Annotated in this window: 15 protein-coding genes and 2 pseudogenes; 10 read left to right on the forward strand and 7 right to left on the reverse strand. The window is 72.8% G+C overall.

The window, feature by feature from the left end; all coding sequences use genetic code 11:
• The first annotated feature begins 269 nt into the window (after positions 1–269).
• The 4 genes from ABT078_RS00795 to ABT078_RS00810 all read left to right on the forward strand — a co-directional run bounded on the left by ABT078_RS00795 (position 270) and on the right by ABT078_RS00810 (position 6,211).
• Entirely contained in the window at positions 270–1,733 is a 1,464-nt protein-coding gene (locus ABT078_RS00795; protein WP_351222345.1) for an NCS2 family permease, read from the forward strand.
• A gap of 47 nt (positions 1,734–1,780) precedes the next feature.
• Positions 1,781–2,932 (forward strand): XdhC family protein, encoded by a 1,152-nt coding sequence (locus ABT078_RS00800; protein WP_351222347.1) that lies wholly within the window; start codon positions 1,781–1,783, stop codon positions 2,930–2,932.
• 76 nt (positions 2,933–3,008) lie between these two features.
• The gene (locus ABT078_RS00805) at positions 3,009–5,537 is read left to right on the forward strand and encodes an FHA domain-containing protein (protein ID WP_351222349.1); all 2,529 of its coding nucleotides are present in this window, start codon (positions 3,009–3,011) and stop codon (positions 5,535–5,537) included.
• Between the two features lie 14 nt (positions 5,538–5,551).
• Positions 5,552–6,211 carry an SH3 domain-containing protein gene (locus tag ABT078_RS00810; RefSeq protein ID WP_351222351.1) on the forward strand — a complete coding sequence of 220 codons (660 nt, stop codon included), beginning with the start codon at positions 5,552–5,554 and terminating at the stop codon, positions 6,209–6,211.
• A gap of 163 nt (positions 6,212–6,374) precedes the next feature.
• On the opposite strand, the gene ABT078_RS00815 is transcribed toward ABT078_RS00810, so the two are convergent.
• Positions 6,375–7,685: a streptophobe family protein gene (locus tag ABT078_RS00815; RefSeq protein WP_502981120.1), complete on the reverse strand. Its 1,311-nt coding sequence runs from the start codon at positions 7,683–7,685 to the stop codon at positions 6,375–6,377.
• A gap of 147 nt (positions 7,686–7,832) precedes the next feature.
• Here ABT078_RS00815 and ABT078_RS00820 point away from each other — a divergent pair, with 147 nt between their 5' ends.
• Both ABT078_RS00820 and ABT078_RS00825 read left to right on the forward strand, forming a co-directional pair.
• Positions 7,833–9,383 (forward strand): DUF6777 domain-containing protein, encoded by a 1,551-nt coding sequence (locus ABT078_RS00820; protein ID WP_351222353.1) that lies wholly within the window; start codon positions 7,833–7,835, stop codon positions 9,381–9,383.
• Between the two features lie 6 nt (positions 9,384–9,389).
• Positions 9,390–9,623, forward strand: a pseudogene (locus ABT078_RS00825) (SpoIIE family protein phosphatase); the annotation flags it as partial.
• Between the two features lie 27 nt (positions 9,624–9,650).
• On the opposite strand, the gene ABT078_RS00830 reads toward ABT078_RS00825, so the two are convergent.
• The 4 genes from ABT078_RS00830 to ABT078_RS00845 all read right to left on the reverse strand — a co-directional run bounded on the left by ABT078_RS00830 (position 9,651) and on the right by ABT078_RS00845 (position 15,528).
• Entirely contained in the window at positions 9,651–11,309 is a 1,659-nt protein-coding gene (locus ABT078_RS00830) for a SpoIIE family protein phosphatase (RefSeq protein WP_351222355.1), read from the reverse strand.
• A gap of 200 nt (positions 11,310–11,509) precedes the next feature.
• Positions 11,510–11,758: a SpoIIE family protein phosphatase gene (locus ABT078_RS00835; protein ID WP_351222357.1), complete on the reverse strand. Its 249-nt coding sequence runs from the start codon at positions 11,756–11,758 to the stop codon at positions 11,510–11,512.
• A gap of 87 nt (positions 11,759–11,845) precedes the next feature.
• The gene (locus ABT078_RS00840; protein ID WP_351222359.1) at positions 11,846–13,993 is read right to left on the reverse strand and encodes an FUSC family protein; all 2,148 of its coding nucleotides are present in this window, start codon (positions 13,991–13,993) and stop codon (positions 11,846–11,848) included.
• Positions 13,990–15,528, reverse strand: a complete 1,539-nt coding sequence (locus tag ABT078_RS00845) for an MFS transporter (protein ID WP_351222361.1) — start codon at positions 15,526–15,528, stop codon at positions 13,990–13,992. The genes ABT078_RS00840 and ABT078_RS00845 overlap by 4 nt, the downstream gene beginning before the upstream one ends.
• A gap of 121 nt (positions 15,529–15,649) precedes the next feature.
• Between ABT078_RS00845 and ABT078_RS00850 the strand changes: the two genes are divergently transcribed.
• Together ABT078_RS00850 and ABT078_RS00855 are read left to right on the forward strand one after the other, a co-directional pair.
• Positions 15,650–16,591, forward strand: a complete 942-nt coding sequence (locus ABT078_RS00850) for a DMT family transporter (RefSeq protein ID WP_502981121.1) — start codon at positions 15,650–15,652, stop codon at positions 16,589–16,591.
• A 48-nt stretch (positions 16,592–16,639) separates the two neighbouring features.
• A pseudogene (locus ABT078_RS00855) lies at positions 16,640–17,014 on the forward strand (amidohydrolase family protein); the annotation flags it as partial.
• 41 nt (positions 17,015–17,055) lie between these two features.
• Here ABT078_RS00855 and ABT078_RS00860 read toward each other — a convergent pair.
• The gene (locus ABT078_RS00860; RefSeq protein WP_351222365.1) at positions 17,056–17,511 is read right to left on the reverse strand and encodes a VOC family protein; all 456 of its coding nucleotides are present in this window, start codon (positions 17,509–17,511) and stop codon (positions 17,056–17,058) included.
• A 120-nt stretch (positions 17,512–17,631) separates the two neighbouring features.
• On the opposite strand from ABT078_RS00860, the gene ABT078_RS00865 reads away from it, so the two are divergent.
• The gene (locus ABT078_RS00865; RefSeq protein ID WP_351222367.1) at positions 17,632–18,117 is read left to right on the forward strand and encodes an SPW repeat protein; all 486 of its coding nucleotides are present in this window, start codon (positions 17,632–17,634) and stop codon (positions 18,115–18,117) included.
• 113 nt (positions 18,118–18,230) lie between these two features.
• Here ABT078_RS00865 and ABT078_RS00870 read toward each other — a convergent pair whose 3' ends face one another.
• Positions 18,231–20,321, reverse strand: coding sequence for a SpoIIE family protein phosphatase (locus tag ABT078_RS00870; protein ID WP_351222369.1), 2,091 nt, complete (start codon positions 20,319–20,321; stop codon positions 18,231–18,233).
• Between the two features lie 353 nt (positions 20,322–20,674).
• Between ABT078_RS00870 and ABT078_RS00875 the strand changes: the two genes are divergently transcribed.
• Positions 20,675–21,598 (forward strand): MurR/RpiR family transcriptional regulator, encoded by a 924-nt coding sequence (locus tag ABT078_RS00875; RefSeq protein WP_351222371.1) that lies wholly within the window; start codon positions 20,675–20,677, stop codon positions 21,596–21,598.
• Positions 21,599–21,755 lie beyond the last annotated feature (157 nt).

Here is a 21,755-nt window from a genome sequence, read left to right on the forward strand (position 1 = left end):
GGTGCGTCCTGCCCGGAACGTCGGAGTCCAGGCCCGCACCGTCCGGAGGAACCCGTACCGCACCGCTCGCGCCACGGGACCACCGCGCAGTACCAGCAGTATCCGCAGTACCCGCAGTACGAGCACCATCAGCAACAACAGGTAGCAGCAGTCGTTCGTCTCGGGCCGTCCCCCGGGTCGTGCAGCCCACGCAAGATCCCAAATCCCGCAGCTTGTCCGACACTTCACGTCTTATGCGGGTGCCCCTGTGAACCTTGGGAGTAGGCACCATGACCCAGTCGTCAGTGGAGCCGAAGACCGCCGCGGAGGACGCGGGCCCCGGCTCGCACGTCCCCGCCGGTAGGTCTTGGCTCGACCGGTACTTTCACATATCCGAACGAGGATCGACGGTCGCGCGCGAGGTGCGCGGCGGCATCACCACCTTCATGGCGATGGCGTACATCCTCCTGCTCAACCCACTGATCCTCAATGGCAAGGACGTTGCGGGCAACGTCCTCGGCCAGCCGGGACTCATCACTGCGACTGCCTTCGCGGCCGCGGCGACCACCCTGTTGATGGGCTTCGTCGGCAAGGTTCCGCTCGCCCTCGCGGCCGGTCTGAGCGTGTCCGGCGTTCTCGCCTCGCAAGTAGTGCCCCAGATGACCTGGCCGCAGGCCATGGCCATGTGCGTCCTGTACGGCCTCGTGATCTGCCTCCTGGTGGTCACCGGTCTTCGCGAGCTCATCATGAACGCGATCCCGCTCGCGCTGAAGCACGGCATCACCATGGGCATCGGCCTGTTCATCGCCCTGATCGGCCTGGTCAAGTCGGGCTTCGTCGGCAGGGGCCCGGAGTTCGGCCCGCCCGTCACCCTCGGCGTGGGCGGCGAACTGGCCGGCTGGCCCGTCCTGATCTTCTGCTTCACCCTGCTGCTGATCTTCATGCTGCAGGCCCGCGCCATCCCCGGCGCGATCCTCGTCGGCATCGTGGCCGGTACGCTCGTCGCCGTCGTCGTCCACAACGTGGCCGGTCTCGACGCCAAGGCGTGGAACATGGCCCCGCCGGAGCTGACCGGCGGCGCGGTCTCCATGCCCGACTTCTCGCTCTTCGGCCAGGTCGAGTTCGGCGGCTGGGGTGACGTCGGCGCGATGACCGTCGGCTTCATCGTCTTCACGCTCGTGCTGGCCGGCTTCTTCGACGCAATGGCCACCATCATCGGCGTGGGCACCGAGGCCAACCTCACCGACGAGCGGGGTCGGATGCCCGGCCTGTCCAAGGCCCTGTTCATCGACGGTGCGGGCGGTGCGATCGGCGGTGTCTCGGGCGGCTCCGGCCAGACCGTGTTCGTCGAGTCGGCCACCGGCGTCGGCGAGGGTGCCAGGACCGGGCTCGCCTCGGTCGTCACCGGCCTGTTCTTCGCCGCCTGTCTGTTCTTCACCCCGCTGACCGCGATCGTGCCGCCCCAGGTCGCCTCCGCGGCCCTGGTCGTCATCGGCGCGATGATGATGCAGAACGCCAAGCACGTGGACTGGAGCGACCGCTCGGTCGCCATCCCGGTCTTCCTCACCGTTGTGCTGATGCCGTTCACCTACAGCATCACCGCGGGTGTGGCCGCCGGTGTCATCTCGTACGTTGCCATCAAGGTCGCCCAGGGCAAGGCCCGTGAGGTGGGCGGCTTCATGTGGGGCCTGACCGCGATCTTCGTCGTGTTCTTCGCCCTCCACCCCGTCGAAGGGTGGCTGGGGGTCCACTGACCCCCCGAGCGCCCTCCACGTATCCGCAGAACCCCGAGGAGACCGACATGCTGGACATCGCCGACGAGCTGCACCGGTGGGTCGAGCAGGGACGCGACTTCGCCGTGGCCACCGTGGTGGCGGTCGGCGGCAGCGCGCCCCGCCGGCCCGGTGCCGCACTCGCCGTCGACAGCGACGGCACGGCGATCGGGTCGGTCTCCGGAGGCTGCGTGGAGGGCGCCGTGTACGACCTGTGCCGACAGGCGCTCGAGGACGGCGAAACCGTTCTCGAGCGCTTCGGGTACAGCGACGAGGACGCCTTCGCGGTCGGCCTGACCTGCGGTGGGATCATCGACATCCTCGTCACCCCGGTACGCGCGGACTCTCCCGCGAGGACGACGTTCGCTGCCTCGCTGGCCGCCGCCGCGCGAGGGGAGGCGGCGGCGGTCGCGCGGATCACCGACGGCCCGGCCGAACTGCTGGGGCGTGCCCTCCTCGTCCGTACGGACGGTTCCTACGAAGGCGGCCTGGGCGGGCACCCCGAACTGGACCGCACCGCGGCGGGCGAGGCCCGCGCCCTCCTGGACGCCGGCCGGACCGGCACCGTCGGGATCGGTGCGGACGGCTCGCGCTGCGGGCAGCCGCTCACCCTGCTCGTCGAATCCAGCGTGCCCGCCCCCCGGATGATCGTGTTCGGTGCCATCGACTTCGCGTCGGCGCTGGTGCGGGCGGGCAAGTTCCTCGGCTACCACGTGACCGTGTGCGACGCGCGGCCCGTGTTCGCGACGAGGCCGCGCTTCCCCGAGGCGGACGAGATCGTCGTCCGGTGGCCGCACGAGTACCTCGCGTCGACGGACGTCGACAGCCGTACGGTGCTGTGCGTCCTCACCCATGACGCCAAGTTCGACGTGCCCCTGCTGGAGCTGGCGCTGAGGCTTCCCGTCGCGTACGTCGGCGCGATGGGCTCCCGACGTACCCATGAGGACCGCAACACGCGGCTGCGTGAGGTCGGCGTCACCGAACTCGAGCTCGCCCGGCTGCGCTCGCCGATCGGCCTCGACCTCGGCGCCCGGACGCCCGAGGAGACGGCCCTGTCGATCGCCGCGGAGATCGTCGCCGACCGGCGCGGAGGCAGCGGGGTCTCGCTGACCGGTGCGCACACCCCGATCCACCACGACGGGCCGCCCGCCCCGGAGCAGGTCATCGGGTCCGTCGCCTGACGCTCTCCAGCGGCCGCGGTTCTCTTCCGGCTCCTCATATCGGGCGCCCAAAAGGGGTGAAAGTTAGAATCGTGGCATGGGAGAGCGTCCCGTCGCGCCGAACGCGCCCCAGCTCGTCCTCGAGACCGACGGGGGCTCCTTGCTGATGAGCCCCGGTCGGGAGTACCACGTCGGACGCGACCCCACGAGCGAGATCGTGCTGGACGACGCACGTGTGTCCTGGCACCACGCCGTGCTGCGCACCGAGGGAGGGCACTGGACCGTCCAGGACGTGAACAGCACCAACGGCACCTACGCCGACGGCCATCGCATCAACGAGTGGGGCGTGGGGCCCGGCAGTGTCCTGCGGTTCGGCAACCCGGCCGACGGGCCACGGGCCGTGATCAACAGGGTGTCCGAGGCCGAGCCCAAGCCCGCGCCTCCCCCGCCGCCCCCGCCTCCTGCGTCGCGTCCCCGCCCACCCGCGTCCCCCACGCCTCGTGCGCATCCCGCCCCACCCGCGTCCCCCACGCCTCTTGCGCATCCCGCCCCTCCCGCGCCTGTCCGCCCCGCCGAGCCCGCTCGCGCCGCAACCCCGCCGGACGGGCACCCTGCCGTGCACCCGTCCGCCGTCTCCCTGCCCTCCGCCACGCACACCTTCAAGCAGCCCACGACCGTCCGCCCGCTGCTCACCCGCACCGTGCGGATCGGCCGCGCCCGGGACAACGACCTCGTCATCGACGATCTGATCGTCTCCCGCCGGCACGCGGAACTGCGGGCGCACCGGGACGGCACGTACGAGATCGCCGACCTCGGCAGCCACAACGGGACCTACCTCAACGGCCGGCCCGTCGCCCGCGCCCCGGTGACCGAGAACGACATCATCGGCATCGGCCACTCCACCTTCTGCCTCATCGGCGACGAGCTGCAGGAGTTCGTCGACTCCGGCGAGATCTCGCTCGACGTGCAGAACCTCGCCGTCGCCGTGGACGGCGGACGCAAGGTCCTTCTCGACAGTGTGTCCTTCCCCGTCGCCGAGAAGTGCCTGCTCGCCGTCGTCGGGCCGAGCGGCGCGGGGAAGTCCACGCTGCTCAACGCGCTCACCGGACTGCGCCCCGCCGATCACGGCACCGTCCTCTACGACGGCCGCGACCTCTACCGCGACTACGCCGAGCTGCGCCGGCGCATCGGACTCGTACCGCAGGACGACATCCTGCACCTCCAGCTCACGGTGCGCAGGGCCCTGCAGTACGCGGCCGAACTGCGCTTCCCCGGGGACAGCGCGCCCGAGGAACGCGACGAGCGGGTCGAGGAGGTCATCCGGGAACTGGGCCTTGAGCAGCGCGCGGACCAGCCCATCCACACCCTCTCCGGCGGCCAGCGCAAACGCGTCAGCGTCGCCCTGGAGCTGCTGACGAAACCGTCGCTGCTGTTCCTCGACGAGCCGACATCGGGACTCGACCCCGGCATGGACCGCTCGGTCATGCACCGGCTGCGCGGGCTCGCCGACGACGGGCGCACCGTCATCGTCGTCACCCACAGCGTGCTCAGCCTGGACGTCTGCGACCGGCTGCTCGTCCTCGCGCCCGGGGGCCGCATCGCCTACTACGGGCCGCCCGACGAGGCCCTCTCGTTCTTCGGTTTCGATCACTGGCCCGAGGCCTTCGAGGCGTTCGAGAACGACCGTGACCGCGACTGGGCGGGGGAGTACCGGGTATCCTCGTACCACCGCCAGTACATCGCCGTCGGCAGCCCGCAGCCCCGGCTCGACGAGGACAGGCATCCCGCGGACTTCACGCCGCCGCCCAAGTCGCAGAGCTGGTTCGACCAGTTGAGCACGCTCGTACGGCGCTACGCGGCCGTGCTGAGCGCCGACCGCACCTTCATCATCATCATGATCGCGCTGCCGATCGGGATGGGCCTCATGGCCCGGGGCCTGGCCGGCAGCAGATTCACCGAGGAGACGGCGCTGGACGCCCTGCTCGTCCTGTGCGTGGGCGCGGTCCTGACCGGCGCGGCGAACGCGGTGCGCGAGCTCGTCAAGGAACGCGTCATCTACCGGCGGGAGCGTGCCGTCGGACTCTCCAGATCCGCGTATCTGATGTCGAAGGTCGTGGTCCTGGGCACGATCACCGCGGCCCAGGCCGTCGTGCTCACCCTCGTCGGACTGTTCGGGGTCGACCTCAACGCCCCCGGCGGTCAGGGCAACCTGATGCCGCCGCTCCTCGAGATCACCGTGGCCGTCGCGCTGCTGTCGCTCACGGCGATGATGCTCGGCCTCGTCATCTCCGCACTGGTCCCCAAGGAGGAGGTCACCATGCCGCTGCTGGTCCTCCTCACCATGGTCCAGATCGTCTTCTGCGGTGCCCTGCTGAAGCTGAACGGCGTCGCGGGTCTGGAGCAGTTCGCGTGGCTGGTGCCGGCCCGGTGGGGCTTCGCGGCCATGGCCGGGTCGGTCGACATCGCCCGGATCGTGCCGACGCCGGACACCGACGATCCGCTGTTCGGGCACTCCGCCGGGCTCTGGCTGCAGAACATGGGCGTGATGGTGGTGTTCTGCGTCGTGCTCCTGGGCGTCGTCGCGCGGCTGCTGCGGCGCCATGAACCCGCGGTCATGCGGAAGTAGAGGGTGGTGGCGACATGACCGACTCCGCTTCCGTGCCCGGGTTCCGGCCCACGCATGTCGTCCCCGGCGACGGGATGCAGACCTGGGAGTCGCCCGACGCGAGCCGTCCCAGCGCGCCGCTCGACGCCTATCTGCCGGTCCAGGTCGTCGACCGGCGCGGCGACTGGGGCCGGGTGCTCTGCGCCAACGGCTGGTCGGCCTGGGTCGACGGCCGGCTGCTCGTCCCGGTACCGCAGGACCCGCCGAGCGCCGGCCGGCCGCTCGACCGCGCGGTGGATCCGCGCCCGCTGCTCGCTCGCGCGGAGGAGGCGCTGGGACAGTACCGGCGAGCGGCGGAGTCCCTCGCCGGGGGCGGGTCGGACGGGGAGACGTTCCGCCGGAGCACCCAGGGGGTGCGGGTGGGCGTGGTCGTGGACGGGGAGTCGCTGTGGCTGTACGACGGTGAGCAGGAGCGGTGGATGTACTGCGACGGCACCCGGCTGGCCACGTTCGCGTCGGACTCCCCGCCCCTGGGCACGCCCACGCCCTCCGGTACCGCCGCCGACGGCTTGCCCACACCCGCGCCCCCCACACGCAGCGTCCCCCTGGACGGCTCGGACCCGCAGGCCTCCCCGCCTCCGCCGCAGTCCTCGTCCCCGACCCAGGACACGGCGGGCTGGCGCAGCGGCGGGTGACGGTGCGGGTGCCCGCGTCCGCGGCGGGGCCGTACGGTCCGCGTGGGCCCGCGTGTCCGTCCTCAATTGCAGAACGGGTTCGGATCGGCCACCGGTACCGTCCGGACGGGCCCGCTCGTCCGTCCTCCAGCGCCGGACGCGCTTCGACGAAAAGGCCTCGTGCCTACGGGCGGTCCGGTGGGGCCGGGACCTTGCCGCGGCGGCGGACCGGGGCGGCGAGGACCGAGCCGAGCAGGCCGGCGACCAGGCCCCAGGCCAGACCGATACCGACCGCCCCCCAGAGCCGCGGATCCAGCGCGACCTCCCCGCCGAGCCCCTCGACCTCGCCGATGCCGATCAGCGACAGCCCGTACCGTGCGGTGACCCGGACGAGGAGGCAGACGACCAGCGTGGTGAGAGCCAGCGCGATGCCCATGTGCAGGGCGTGCTCCCAGGGCCGCATCCGGGCCGGGGACCGCACGGCCATCAGGAAGGCCGCACCGAGCACCAGCACCACCGCTGCCACCAGCAGCCACCATGCACGGCCGTCGCGCTCGGAGAGCGTGGCGAGGTTGAGCGTCCCGCCCTCCGGCGTACGCAGCACCTCGTCCAGCACCTGCGGCATCGGCAACCCGAACGGCCCCTGCACCTTGCCGTCCCACGACGCGCCGAGGCCCAGCGTGAGCGCGAGCCACATCAGGTTCGGCAGTCCGAGCAGGATCACCGCGAAGGTCCGGGCGGCGTGCCCCTGTGTCGCGGCGACGACCAGACCGATGCACAGGCCGAGGACGACGTACGCGAGCAGCAGCGCCACCATCGCGAACGCCGCCGGGCGCACCGACTCCTGGAAACGCACCAGCCGGGTGGGCAGCGGCGCCCGACGCGACACCAGGAGCGCCACCGCGATCACACCGATCAGCCACAGCAGGCCGTACAGGAGCGTGAGCCCCACGTCCGCCGCGAAGCCGACCTGCGGCCTGGCGTCGAGGAGGTCGCCGATGTCACCGATCAGCGAGTCCTCGCCGAGCGAGATCTGGAAGCTCTGCCGCGCGAACGCGGCCAGGCCCGCGAGCGCCGCGAGCCACAGCAACGCCAGCCGGGCGAAGCGGCCCAGCAGCTCGCCGGTCCCCGCGACGGCACGGTGCCGCAGTGGACGCAGGAACAGCTCTGCGGTCACCAGCGCGCCGGCGAGGCCGACGGACAGCGGCACGGCGGTCAGCTCCGCCTGCGACTCGGCGATGACCCCCGCGTCCCCGGCGAGCCCCACGGAGCCGCCCGCCGCCATCACGACAACGGCGGCGACGACGCGCGGGAACGCACTCTCGGGGAGATCGGTGCCGCCCGCCGCCCACAGCCCGAGAGCCGCCACGACGATCATGGTGACCAGACCCGCGACAACCGCCAACAGCGCGTCGGTCCAGTCGCGGACGCCGCGCGCGGCGCCGCTCCGGGCGGTGGATCCCCGCCGGTTCACGCTGCCGCGGTGCTCGCTCACGCTGTCACCGTAAACAAGGCCGAGGGCCTGCGCGCGCCCGGCGGGTCCGACCGCGTCGGCTTGCGGGCCGTACGGAGCAGGGGCACACAATTGGGGCAAGGGGAACAGGAGTGAGGAAGCGAGCTCCGCTGCCTGGAAGAAGCGCCCGTGAGCGACCAGCCGCCGTCAGGCCGACCGACAGGACCTCCTTCGGGCCCGCTGTCAGGCCGGGAGCCGGCGCCACCGTCCTCACCGCCCGGACCGCCCAGCGGCCCGACCAGCGGTGGCGGCGGACCGTCTCGCGGAGGCGCGGGCGGCGCGGGAGGTCCCGGCGGCCCCGGAGCGGGAGGGACCGGGGAGCAGGGAGGCCCCGGCGGACCCGGTGGCCCCGGCGGTGGGGGAGCGGCCGGCGGCGGTGCGGGGGGCGGTGGCGAGCCGTGGTACCGGTCCGTCCCCAAGATCGCCGCGGTCACGGCCCTCGTCGTCGCGGCGGTCGTCATCTCCGTCGTCCTCACCCGCCCCGGAGGCGGCCCCGCCGGCGCCCGTGACGAACTCGTCCTCCAGGCCGCGGACGCCACCGGCCGCGACCCCTTCACCGAGTCGACGGCCGGTGGCACTGCCGAGGAACCGCCCGCCGCCGTCCCCACCACGGCGCCCCCCACGTCGCCGACCGAGGGCAACGTGCGGGACGTGGACGGCGCGACACCCGGTCTGTACGGCGGCACGCGCAACGCCGCCAGCTGCGACATCGAGAAGCAGATCGGGTTCCTCACCGCCGATCCGGCGAAGAACCGTGCCTTCGCCGGGGTCCTGCGCATCGAGCCGCCCGCCGTCCCGGCCCATCTGCGCTCCCTGACGGCCGTGCAACTGCGCGTGGACACATGGGTCACCAACCACGGCTACAAGGACGGTGCCGCGACCGGCTACCAGGCCGTGCTGCAGGCCGGCACGGCCGTGCTCGTCGACGGCCACGGAGTGCCGCAGGTGCGCTGCGCCTGCGGCAATCCGCTGACGCCACCCGACCTGTCCCGGAGCACGTTCAAGCGGACCGGTGACAGCTGGGAGGGATTCGAGCAGTCCAACGTCGTGATCGTCCGGCCGGCGCCCCAGGTCGTGGCCGACTTCGTCGTGTACGACCCCAGGGAGAACACCTACTTCTCCCGCGGCCGCGGCGACACGGGCGGCCACGACAAGCCCGTACCGCCACCCGAACATCCCCTGACACCGACCCATGTCCCGACCCCGCCGGGGAACGCCCGTCCCGACAACTCCAAGGACGAGGACTCGCCGAAGACCGGGAGCTGCACTCCGGGCAAGGGCGACGCCGGCTGCCCGCCCACGCCGCCGTCGTCCAGGAGCGAGGGCCCGAAGAACCCGTCGTCGAAGAGCGAGCCCCCGAGGAGCGAGGCTCCGGAGAGCAAGCCCCCGAAGGACGAGCCCCCGAAGGACGAGCCCCCGAAGAGCGAGGCTCCGGAGAGCAAGCCCCCGAAGACCCCGCCGGCGGAGCCCCGGACCGACGAAACGGCCCCGAACGAGCCTCCCCCGGCAGAGCCCCCGCCCGACCTGCCGATTCCGCCCATCCCGGGCCGGACCGCGTCGAAGGAGCCGCCGCCGCAGTCGCTCGCCCCCGAGTCCCGGCGCGCGCCCGTGTCCCCGCAGACGTGGTCGTCGCATCGGGTGTCGTCTGCCTCCGGTGCGCTGTCCGGACCGAACACCTGACGCCGGTACCCCACCGCGCCGGTGTCCCTGTTGCCCGGATCCGTGCTCGCCCTCTACACCGACGGACTCGTCGAGGCGCCCGGGGCCGACCTGGACGAGGCCCTGGCCGACCTCGGTGCGCACCTTGCGGCGATCGGCGACCGTCCGCTCGAGGAGGTCGCCGACAGTCTCGTCCGGCACACCGATCAGGCCCGTGAACGAGCCGACGACGTGGCGCTGTTGCTGCTGCGGCCCCGCTAGCCTGCCCGGCCCATGCCACGGCCGGCTCTAATGCCGAGGGCGCTCCAGCAAGGGCTGTTCCTCGGCCTTGGCGCGCCGGCGGATGCGCGCCGCGAGCAGGGCCACATCGTCCTCCGCCTTGTCCGCGCCCAGTTCCCTGACCACCGCGTCCACCAGCTCGTCCACCGGTGTGGCGCACGGCAGCCGGACGCGGGTCAGCCGCGCCAGCGACTCGTCGATGTCCTCGTCGCGCCGCTCGACCAGTCCGTCCGTGAACAGCAGCAGCGTGTCGTCCGGGGTGAGTTCGCGGGTGACGAGTTCGTACCCGCCGACGCCCGTGCCCAGCGGAGGTCCCGCGGGTACGTCGATCAGCTCGGCTGTCCCGCCGTGGGTGAACACGACGGGCGGCAGATGTCCGGCACTGGAGAACGACGCGAGCATCCTGGCCGGGTCCACGCGCACCAGCAGACAGGTCGCGGGCCGGGCGCTGGTGTCGGCGATGGCCATGTCGAGCTGCCGCAGCACCCGGTGGGGCGGGAGGTCGGCGGCGGCGACGTCGCGCAGCATCGCGCGGTACGTGTTCATCTCGACGGCCGCCTCGACGCCGTGGCCCATCACGTCGCCCATGACGAGAAGCGTCCGCCCGTAATGGAGGCGTACCGTTTCGAACCAGTCCCCGCCCACGAGATTGCTCGTGCCGACCGGTAGATAGCGGGTGGCGAACAGCAGATTGGGGTGCGGCTTGCCCGGCTCCGTCAGCAGGGCGCGCTGGAGCTCGACCGCGGTCCGCTGCTCCGCGGCGAACTGACGGGCGTGTGCGATACCGATGGCGGCGCGGCGCGCGGCGTGCAGGGCGATGAGGATGTCGTTCCTGCCGAACGCCGAGCGTGTACGGGCCAGTCGGACCACCCCCACGGCCTCGCCGCCCGCCTGCGAGATCGGCACGGCGAGCACCGCGGCGCGGGCCCCCACGCTGTGCTCGGTGGCCGGCATGCCGGAGGCGAGGGCCTTCGCGGACGCCGACTGCGCGGGGTGGCCACTGCCACCGTCCTGCTCCGCGTCGTCGAAGAGCTCGCCGGCGCCCGCCGTGGCGGCGCGGACCAGCCTGGCCGGACCGGGGTCCGTCACCAGCGAGCCCCTCGGCGGCGGAGCGGGGAGTACGTCGACGGCCGCCGCGTCCGCGATCCACGAGCCGAGGAAGTCCGCCAGCTCCCGGCAGGTGGCGCCCTCGTCGAGGGAGGACCCGACTCGCTCGACGGCCTCGTCGGCGGCGGCGATGCGGGCCCGGGCCAGTTCCAGCTCTTCGTACAGTTCGGGGGCGGGGGTCTCGACCACGATGCACAGGACGCCGGTCACCGTCCCCTGGTTCTCCAGCCGGACACAGGTCGTGTGGCAGCTGCCTCCGGGGCCCGAGACCCGGGCCCGGGGGATCCCGTCGTCGAGCACCCCGGCCGGCAGGTCGGCCGGGCCGAGGTACTGTTCCGCGGACGCACCGGGGGACCGGCCCGCGACCTGCTCCGACGGCTCCCCGGCCATCCGGCAGTAGGCGGGATTGGCGAAGAGGTAGCGGAGATCCGTCCCCAGAACGGCGATGCCGGCCGTGGCATCCCGCAGAACCTCCTCCAGCGCCCAGGGACCGGCGCCGTCGGCCTCGGACGTGCGGCGCCCGCCACGGGCCTGGAACCAGTCCCGAGGATCGGTTGCCACACGATCACCTCCTCCCCTCAGGGGGCGGTGACCCCAGCTTGCTGCACGGCCTCACTGCTCGCATCACCTGAGGGAAGCGCACTTCTCTGTGCTGCCGGCACGTACCCCGGCAGGGTGTCCGCGAAGGCCCTTGCGACCCGCGATGCGAGCACGTCAGCGGTGGGAGGACGGGCCCCCGCGGGCGCACCGCACGGCGCCGTTCACGACCGCCGGACGGCAGCTCGGTGACCAGGGTGGGCCGGCGTCGGCGCGAGGACGGCCTGGTCGTCGTCGGTGTCCACCGCATCGGCCGCCCAGCGCTTCGTGTCCGACCGCAGGAACGCCACGATCGCCTCCGGGTCCGGCGACCGGGCGCCGCCGAAGCGTTCCGCGAGCCGCTCCACGACCGGGTAGAAGGTGCCGGCCGCGTCGCGGGCCTCGCTCACGCCGTCCGTGTGGACGACCAGCACCTCGCCCGGACACCCCGGCGCAGGGACAAGGATCCCCGGTGCCGGGGAGGACTCCCCTCGGGCATGAGGCCAGGTATAGGGCGCCCCCTAAGAGCCGGGGCCGCCGCGGACGATCACGGCGTGCGCCGTGTCGTGGAACGAGTCCTCGATCCGGGCGAGCTGGGCGGAGAGACTGCGCAGCCACGTCTCGAGGTCGATCAGCATCGGCAGCGGCGGGGCGTCCGCCGGTACCGGACGCGGCGGATCGGGTGCCCGTGGGCTCGGTGCGTCCTCGGTGACGAGCACGGCGATCCGCTCGGTGGTCGCGGCCAGGCGGTCGGCCGTCGTACGGGCCCAGTCGGCGGCGTCCGGCGGGACCACGACCACGGGCGGAGCGAAGCAGGGAAGCCAGTGGGTGCCGAGGAGGACCTGGTTCGCGGTGATGAGCACGGCATGCCAGTCCGCGAGGGCGGCGGCCCGGTCGCGGCCCGGTTCGCTCCGGTACTGGTCGTACGCGGCCTCCGCGAGCCGGAGGCGGTGCAGGGTGGGCCACGTGGACGGCGGCGGGGGCCTGGTGCCCGACGCGTCGCCCAGCAGCACGCCGACCGTTCCCGTGATCAGCGGGCCGCAGGAGCGGAGCAGGGCGGCCATGGTTCTGCGCACCTCGCGCCGGGCGCCGGCGGGCCACGCGAGCAGCCCGCACAGCAGCCCGATCACGCTGCCCGCCACCACGTCGACGAGGCGTGCCTCGGCCAGGTGCCAGGACGCGGGCGCGATCTGGGCGAACGCGGACGCCACGACGAGCGTGAACAGCGCCTGTGCCCAGGCGATTCCGAGCAGCGGCCCGAGCGTGAACGCGAGGACCATCCCGGGCGCGAGGATGGCGGCGTACGCCTCGGTGTTCGGCCCGAGCCCCAGGATCAGCGAACCGGCGGCCACCGCGCCGACGAGATTCCCGGCCACGGCCTTGCGCACGGCCGCCCAGGTGGCCCCGACGGTGGTCCGGCCCAGGGTCAGGACGGCGAGCAGCACCCAGAACCCGTGCGTCAGATCGAGCGATCCCGCCACCAGCCGGGCGGCACCGAGCCCGAGCGCGATCCGGACGGCGTTCTGGAACTGCACCGAGCGCAGGGTCATGTTCCCGAGGAGCCGCGCCTTCCACAGTCTCGCGGTGCTTGCGTCGGCGTACCAGAAGAGTTCCTGCGGCGCGATGGGTGCCGTCCGCCGCCCCTCCGTGCCGACCCGTACCGCGGTCTCCAGGATCCGCACCGACTCCGCCATGGCCAGCACCGAGGCCTGGTGTCGCAGCACGGGCACCGCGGGCACGGTGTCCGCCGGGCCCGTGGCCTGCCGGACGCGCAGCTCCTGGAATTCCCGTATCGCGTCCTCGAGCGTCCCGGGCGCCGGGGGCGGCCTGCCGGCGCGCAGGGCGGCCGCGATGCCGGTGCACAGGGCCGCGATCCGGCGCAGGAGCGACTCGGAAGCGGCGTCCACGCCGCCCCGGCCCCCGCCGCCGGAGGCGACGGTGCCGTCGGCCGACTTCGCGTCGGCGAAGTGTGCCAGCTGGTCGAGGAGCCGGCGGGCCGCGCTGCCCGCCTGGAACATGGCCCGGTCCGTGCGCCAGGGGCCGGCGGGCCGTTCGGCCGGGGGCAGCTGCGAAAGACGCAGGAGCCTGCCGGCCTCACGGAGGCCGGCCGGCGACGCGGCACAAGGATCCGCCGCCGCGGCGGCCGCGGTGTCGACCGCGTCCGCCAGCAGGTCCCGGTAGGAGGCGGTCGCCGGCGTGGGCAGGAGGAAGAGCTCGCACGCGACCAGGAGCAGGACCCCCGCGGTGAGGCCGGCGAGGCGGAGGCCCAGGGTTTCGGGGGCGTACGGCGGGAAGCACGCCAGGATGTAGAACAGCTGCAGCCCGGGTGCCACCCCGGCCGGGCGGGGGCCCGCGACCGCCGCGAAGGCGAGGAGGAAGCCGACGACGAGCATCCCGAGCACCGCGGCCCAGGTCCGTACCGCCAGGGCCGTTCCCAGCGTCACCAGCGCCAGGGCGATCGGCAGCGCCTTCAGCATCACGACGGCCCGCTGCCGGCCCGACCCGGGGACCGACGACAGCGCGCCGAGGGAGACGGGGGCGAACAGCGCGTACAGCGCCATGACGGGCTGGTCGAACCCGTAAAGGAAGGAGTAGAAGCCGGCGCTCGCCGCGACGGCCACGCGGACCGCCCGGTGCAGGATCGCCGTACGCTCCGGCCCGCCGGTCACTGCCGGTCCTCGCCGGTCCGCCGGTCACCACCGCGGGCGTCGGCGGCTCCGTCCCCGCTCGGCACGGGCAGCGGCGCGGTGTGCAAGGACAGCGGTGGGGCCTTCCCGAGGGCGACGAGCCGGTGGCGTACGGCCATGACGACGACGGCCGCCGCCAGGATGACGACGCCGCCGAAGCGCAGGATCGCGTCGTACGCCTCCTCGGGCGACCTCTCCGGGGTCATCGAGGTGATCGCGGCAGCCGCCCCGGCGAGGGCGATCGCACCCAGGGTGACCAGGAACGTCAGCAGCACGCCCGATGCCTCGCCCGCTCGCGCGGGCGGTACGACCTGCTGGGTGGCGACGCTGGAGAAGGTCCAGCCGAGGCCGAGGCCGAGCCCGCACCAGGCGAAGACGGGCACGTACAGCCACCATGCGGTGACATGGCTGAGCGCGTACATCCCGGTCCCCGCGACGGCCCCGGCGAGCGCCATCACCGCCGTCGGCCGCATCCGCAGCGCCAGCCGCCCGCCCAGCGGCCCGCTGAGGGCGACGAGCAGGGCGGGGGCCAGGAAGACGATGCCGGCCGTCAGCGGGGACAGCCCGCGCACGCCCTGCAGGTAGAGGGTGGCGACGAAGACGGTGACGGCGTAGCCCATGTTGGCGATCGACCCCATCCCGGTCACCAGAACGTACGGGATGTTGCGGAACAGCCGCAGATCGATCAGCGGATGCCGCGCCAGCCGCTCGCGCAGCAGGAAGAGCCCGCCCGTCACCACGGCGAAACCGAGGAGGGCGAGGGTGCGGGCATGGTCCCAGCCCCAGGCGCTGCCGCGCTCCACGGCCAGGGTGAGGGCGCCCAGACAGCACACGATCGTGAAGCAGCCGACGAGATCGAGCTGGCGGGGCGCCGATGTGTCGCGCGAGTCGGGGACGTACGCGAACGCGATGAGCAGTGCCAGCGCGCTGAGCGGTGCGAGCAGCCAGAAGATCCAGCGCCAGCCCGGCCCCTCGGTGAAGCCGCCGCCCACGAACGGACCAAGGGCGGTCCCGATGTTCGCGACACCGAACGCCCAGCCCAGGGCGTGCGCGCGGGTCTCCTCCGGGAACGCGTTGCTGATCACGGACACGGAGACCGGGAAGACGAAGCCCGCGCCCACGCCCTGCACGATCCGCGCGGCCACCAGCGGACCGAGACCGGGGGCGAGTGCGCACCCCACGGAACCGGCGGCGAACAGCGTGATCCCGGTGAGCAGGGTGCCCCGGCGCCCGAAGACGTCGCCCAGCCTGCCGCCCACGATGAAGGAGCAGCCGATGGCGAGCATGTACGCCGAGAGTGTCCACTGGGCGGCCGGGGCCGTGACACCGAATTCGTGCGAGACACCGGGGATGGCCAGGTTCAGGGCGAAGAAGTCGAGCTGGATGCAGAACAGCGCGACCGTGACCGCGATGAAGGCCCCCGTCCGCGCGGCCGCTGACGACTCTGCGCGCATGAGCACGTTCCTCTCGGCCGACGCCGTGCCGACGTCGTCCGACGTCGTGAGTGGGTCGGGCATGCGGCTCGGGGCATGCGACCTGGACCCATTGTCGGACGGCGCCGTGCGCACCGCAGCCCGGCCGGTTCGGTCGCGGGGGACGGCGGGCGGGGGTCACCATGGCAGAAGTACGGGACAGAAGATGCGGGTGGAAGCGGGAGGTCGCACGGTGTTCACCTTCCTCCCGGTCCTTTTCGCCCTCGCCTCGGCGCTCAGCAACGCCTTCGCCACCGTGCTGCAGCGCCAGGAGGCCCTCAAGGTGCCCAGCGCGGCCGGCTTCCGCCCGGGGCTGATGGTCGATCTGCTGCGGCGTCCGCTCTGGTTGGCCGGCATCGCCGCCGTGATCGCCGCGGGCGTGTGCCAGGCGCTGGCCCTGAACAGCGGACCGATAGCGGTCGTTCAGCCGCTCTTCGTCCTGGAACTGCCGCTCGCGCTGATCGTCGCGTCGCTGCTCATGCGGCGCCGGCTGCCCCGTTCCGGCTGGCTGGCCGTGACCTGTGTGGTGGTGGGCCTCGGCGTCGCCCTCGCCGCCCTGGCCCCCGCGGGCAATCGCACGGATGTACCGATGGATCGCTGGCTGCCCGCTCTCGTCGTCTGTGCCGCAGCGGTCGTGGTCCTCTCCGCCGTGGCGCTGAGGCGCCCCGAGGGGCGGGCCCGGGCGGCCTTCCTGGGCGCGGCCACCGCCATCAGCTACGCACTGACCGCGGCGCTCATGAAGTCGGCGACCCACACCCTGGACGACCGGGGAGTCGCGGCCTTCTTCACCACCTGGCAGACCTACGCCTTCGCCGTGACCGGCGGGACCGCGCTCTTCCTCCTGGAGAACGCGCTGCAGGGGGGACCGCTCGTCGCCTCGCAGCCCGCGCTGACCCTCGGCGACGCGACGGTGAGTCTGGCGCTCGGCATCCTGTTGTACGAGGAGCACGTGCGCTCCGGCTGGTGGCTGCTGCCGCAGCTGCTCGGCTTCGCGCTGATCGCCCTCGGCGTGGTCGCCCTGGCCCGTGTTCCGTTCACCCGGTCGCTCGTGGCCGCCGACGGGGCGTCCGGCTCGGCACCTCCTCCAGCCGGGCAGCCGCTGCCGTGAGCAGCATGTCGAGCGCTCCCGGGCAGGCGCTGAGGTTCATGTCCGCCACCAGATGCCGTGCCGTGGCAGTACCCGTTCGGCGCGCTGCTGGGCGCCGGGGCGACGCCGGCCGCGGGCAGCGACCGGGCGGTCAGCAGCCCCGACCCGCTCCAGGGCATCCATGTCGCCGTCAACCGCGTCCTGCCGGGGGAGCCGGGACCGGCGTTCCTGCCCGAGGAGCGCATCGGGCTGACCGCCGCACTCACCGCGTACACCGCGGGCTCGGCGTACGTGAACCACCTCGACGACACCGGCGCCGTACGCACCGGGGCCCTCGCGGATCTGATCGTGCTGGACCGTGACCCGTACGCCGGGCCGCCCGAGGCCATCGCGGAGACCGGGGTCGCGCTGACGTACGTCGGAGGCGAGCGGGTCCACGCCGCCCCGGCGCCTGACGCGGTGGTGCACGGTGGTCCGGGAGCGCGTCAGACGACGCAGAACTCGTTGCCCTCGGGGTCCTGGAGCACCACCGCGTAGTACTCCATGCCCGGCTCGTCCATGACGCGGAGCACGGTGGCGCCGGCCTTCACGAGCCGCTCCACCGTGCTCGTGACCCGCTGCGTGCGGAGCGCGACCGGCACGCCCCGGCCGCCGCCCACCTTCAGGTCCAGATGCACCCGGTTCTTGACCGTCTTCGGCTCCGGCACCACCTGGAACCACACGCGTGGTCCCCGCCCGTCCGGATCGACGATCGACTCCGGCGCGTCCCCTGCGCCGTCGGTCAGCTCGTCCTCCGGTACCCCCATGTCCGCCCAGTAGTCCCGCCAGGTGGCATGCCCGCCGGGCGGCGGCTCGGGCACATAGCCGAGCGCCTCGCACCAGAAGGCGACGAGCCTTCGCGGGTCGGCGCAGTCGATGGTCAGCTGCAGTGTCGTCTCCATGCCAGGAGCTTCCCAGACCGGTCCGACAGCGTCGTGGAAGCCGTTGACCGGAACGGTACAAAAAGCGTTTCATTTCAGATGAAAGGGTCAATTCAGGCTCCCGAGGGAGGACGGCCGGCAATGACCACACACCCGAGCATCGAGCAGCATCCCGACCTGGCCGAGATGCGCGCCCGCTTCGAGCGAGCGACCAGCACGCCCCGCGCCCAGGCGATAGAGACTCTGGCCCTGCTCACGGGCCTCTACCTGGCGGCCTCGCCGTGGATCGCCGGGTTCAACGGCCTCACCACACTGGCCGTCAGCAACCTGATCACCGGCGTCGCCTATGCCGTGTGCATGGGCGGGTTCGGCTCGGCGTACGAGCGGACCCACGCCATGGCATGGTCGGCCATCGTCATCGGAGCATGGACGATCATCGCTCCGTGGCTGGTCGCCGGCGACGTCGCCACAACGCGCAGCGTCGTCAGCAACATCATCGTCGGCGTCGTGGCACTGTGCCTCGGCCTGGCCATGGCCGCCGTGACCAGGGGCGGCCAGGGCGGTGGCCGTCGTCTCTCGGCGGAGCCCCGACGCGGCGGCCGCTCGAACATCGATCCGCTGCACTAGCGCTCACCGCTTCGTCGAAGGTCCCGCTCCACGGAAGGGCCCCGGCCCCGAGCAGGGCCGGGGCCCTTCCCGGCGCACCGGACGGCCGACCGAGCCGGCCGCAGTGTGCGTCGTCAGTCGCGCCGGTCGTGTACGCCGGCGATCAGCAGCGCGACATCGTCCTGGCCCATCCCGCTGCGCAGGGCCTCGAGCAGCCGGTCGCACGTCTCCTCCAGCCCCGGACGCGGCTCGTCGAGCAGCCCGAGCAGCACGTCGAGGCGCACGTCGATGTCCTGGTCGCGGGTCTCGACGAGGCCGTCGGTGTAGAGCACGAGCCGGTCGCCCGGGTTGAGGTCGACGGTGACGGCGCGGAACGGGACGCCGCCGACGCCGAGCGGGGCGCCGGTGGGCAGTTCGAGCAGGCGCGGGGGGTGGCCCGGTCGTACCAGCACCGGCGGCAGATGACCGGCGGTGGCGATGGTGCACTGGGCCTGATGGGGGTCGTAGAGGGCGTAGAGGCACGTGGCGATGTACGACTCGAGGCCGATGGTGATCGCGTCGAGATGGTGCAGCACCTGCGCCGGGTCGAGATCGAGCACGGACAGCGTCCGGGTCGCGGTGCGCAGCTGGCCCATGGCGGTGGCGGCGTTGACGCCGCTGCCCATCACGTCGCCCACCACCAGGGCGGTCCGGTCCCCGCTGAGCGGGAGGATGTCGTACCAGTCGCCACCGACCTCTCCCGCGGAACCGGCCGGCTGGTAGCGCGACGCGACGTCCAGGCCCACCACGGGGGGCGGCTGCTGGGGGAGCAGACTGCGCTGCAGTGTGAGCGCGGTGTTGCGCTGCTGCTGGTACCAGCGGGCGTTGTCGATGCACACCGCCGCCCGGGCGGCGAGCTCCGATGCCAGGATGATGTCGTCGGAGTCGAAGGGCAGCGGATTCCTGAACCGTTTGAGATCGAGCGCGCCGAGCACCTCGCCCCGCGCGATCAGCGGCACGGCCAGATACGAGTGGACGCCCGCCTCGGCGAGCAGGACGGCGGAATCGGCGTCGCGGGCGATGCTGGGCAGGTCCGCTTCGCCGACACGGGGCACCACGACCGGCTCGCCCGTCTGCACGCACTTGGTGACCAGACGGTCCGAGGCGTAGCGGGCGAGCTCGCCGGTCGGGTCGGCCGCCCGGACCGCGGGGGTGGGGGCCGCCGCGGCGACGGCGAGGGCGCGCAGGACCGCGGTGCCGCCCGCCGGGATCTCTTCGCGACGGCCCTGGACGGCGGAGTCCAGGACGTCCACGGCGGCGATGTCGGCGAGTTCGGGCACGGCGACCGCGGCGAGCTCCCGGGCGGTCTCGCGCAGGTCCAGGGTGGTGCCGATGCGCACCGACGCATCCGCGACGAGGGCGAGCCGGTGCCTCGCCCGCTCCGCCTCCATGGCCGCCTGGTGCCGGTCCGTGACGTCGACGACCGATGCGGCGACGCCCAGGATCCGCCCGCTGGGGTCCTCCAGCCGGAACAGGGACACGGACCAGGCCCGCTCGGTGTCCGGGTCGGCCGGGGTCCGGCCCAGGACCTGGCGGTCCAGCAGCGGTTTCCCGCTCTCCAGGACCGTGAGCATCGCGGCCTCGATGGTCCCGTCGTGCCGGAACGGCAGCATTTCGCCCGCCCGCCTGCCGATCTGCTGCGCGGCGGTGATGCCGTTGAGCCGTTCCAGTGCCGGGTTGACCGCCACGTAGCGCAGGTCGGAATCCAGGACGGCGAGTCCGATGGGGGACTGGTCCACCAGGCGTACGGACAGCGCCAGGTCCCGTTCCACGCGGCGCAGCGTGGCCTGCTCGGCGGCCAGACCGAGCGCGTAGTAGCTGCCGTGCACGTCCTGCAGCCGCATGTTGCGCATCTCGAGCAGCCGGATGCCGCCGTCCTTGTGCCGGACGGGGAAGACCCCGGCCCAGCTCTCGCCGCTGCCCATGACCTGCGCGAAGAGGCCGAGCACGAGCTCGATGTGCTCGTCGGCGACGAGCAGCCGGGCCGCGTACTGGCCCAGTGCCTCCTCCGCGGTGTAGCCGAGCAGCTCCTCGGCCGCGGGGCTCCAGAGGGAGATCCTGCCCGAGTCGTCGAGCACGATCGCCGCCATCTGCAGGACGTCCAGCAGTCCGCCCGGCGGGGCAGGCCCGAACTCCACCTGACCGGTCGCGGCCTGGCCGGCGGAGAACGCGTCCGTGCCACCCATCCCTAGCCGCTCCTCCCGACGCCGTCACGGCGTATTTGTGCGGACCTGCCCACCCCACCGGATCCGCGCGCGTTCCATACTCCCTCCGCGACCATGGACACGCACCCCCCGCGTGCGGCTTCGTCCCCGGAGTGTGACCCGGCGTCCGCCCGGCGACGGCGCCCCGGCGGCGCTTCCGGGCCCGTCGCTGCGGGGCGGGTGAAGCCGGCGGGCACCGCCCAGGCAGGTGACCGCCGCCCGGAACCGGGCGCCGGCGGGCGGGGAGGGCCGGACGGACGACGGACCGAGGGACCGATCGCGGCGGTGCGGGTCGCGCTATGTTGAGCACGAGCGGGACAAGAAGGAGGCACACGGTGCCATCAGGGCAGCAGGCGCGCGCACAGGCGTCTGCGATCACGCCGGGACGGCAGTCACCGGACACCGAACCGTCCCCCGCGGACAAGGTCCGCGCTCTGTTCGGCGGTCACCGTCTCTCTCCCGGCCAACGGCGCATCGCGCAGTACATCACCGACCACCTCACCGAGGCCGCGTTCCTGTCGATCACCGACCTCGCGGAGCGGGTGGGCGTCAGCCAGCCTTCGGTGACCCGCTTCGCGTCGTCGCTGGGCTTCAGCGGTTACCCGGCGCTCAGGGAAGCCCTCCAGCCCATCGCCCTCAGTGCGCTCGCCGGTTCTCCGGACACGGGGGACGAGCGCCGCCGCAACGAGCTCCAGGCCGCCGTCGACGCCGAGATCGGCAACCTGGAGAGTCTGCGCCGCGTCTTCGCCGACACCGACCAGGTGCTCGCGCTCGGCCGCGAGCTGGCCCGGTCGGTCCCCCTGACGATCCTGGGACTGCGGATCTCCGCGTCGCTGGCGGAGTACTTCGCGTACGCGGCCCGGCGCATCCACCCGGACGTACGTCTGGTCTCCCGCGGCGGCAGCGTGGCCTACGACGCGCTCCTGCAGTCCCGGGAGGCGGGCGGGAGCTGGGTGCTGGCCTTCGCGATGCCGCGGCACGCCAAGGAGACGCTCGCGGCTGTGCGCTCCGCGCGCAGCACCGGGCTGCGCGTCGCCCTGATCACCGACCTGACGCTCGGCCCGCTCGTGGACGAGGCCGACGTGACGCTCAATGCCGGCACCGGATCACGTCTCGTCTTCGACTCCTACGCGGCGCCCGGAGTCCTCTCCGCTGCGATCCTTCAGGCCATGGCCGACGCCGACCCGGAGCGCACGCAGACCCGGCTGGAGAAGTACGAACAGGCCGCGGAGCAGCACGACTTCTTCCTCGAGTACTGACGGCGTGCCTGCGCAGGGCCCGGGTCTTTCACGCCAACTTCCGGAATGAAATTTTTCATACTCTTGCTTACTTGGCGGTATATATATTTACTGCACCTGGCACTGCGGACGACACTCCTCCTCGTCGGCCCCACGGTGTTCCTGTTCGGACACTTCG

Origin of the sequence: Streptomyces sp. NPDC002133 (genome assembly GCF_040296405.1) — a bacterium.
Classification (GTDB): Bacteria; Actinomycetota; Actinomycetes; order Streptomycetales; family Streptomycetaceae; genus Streptomyces.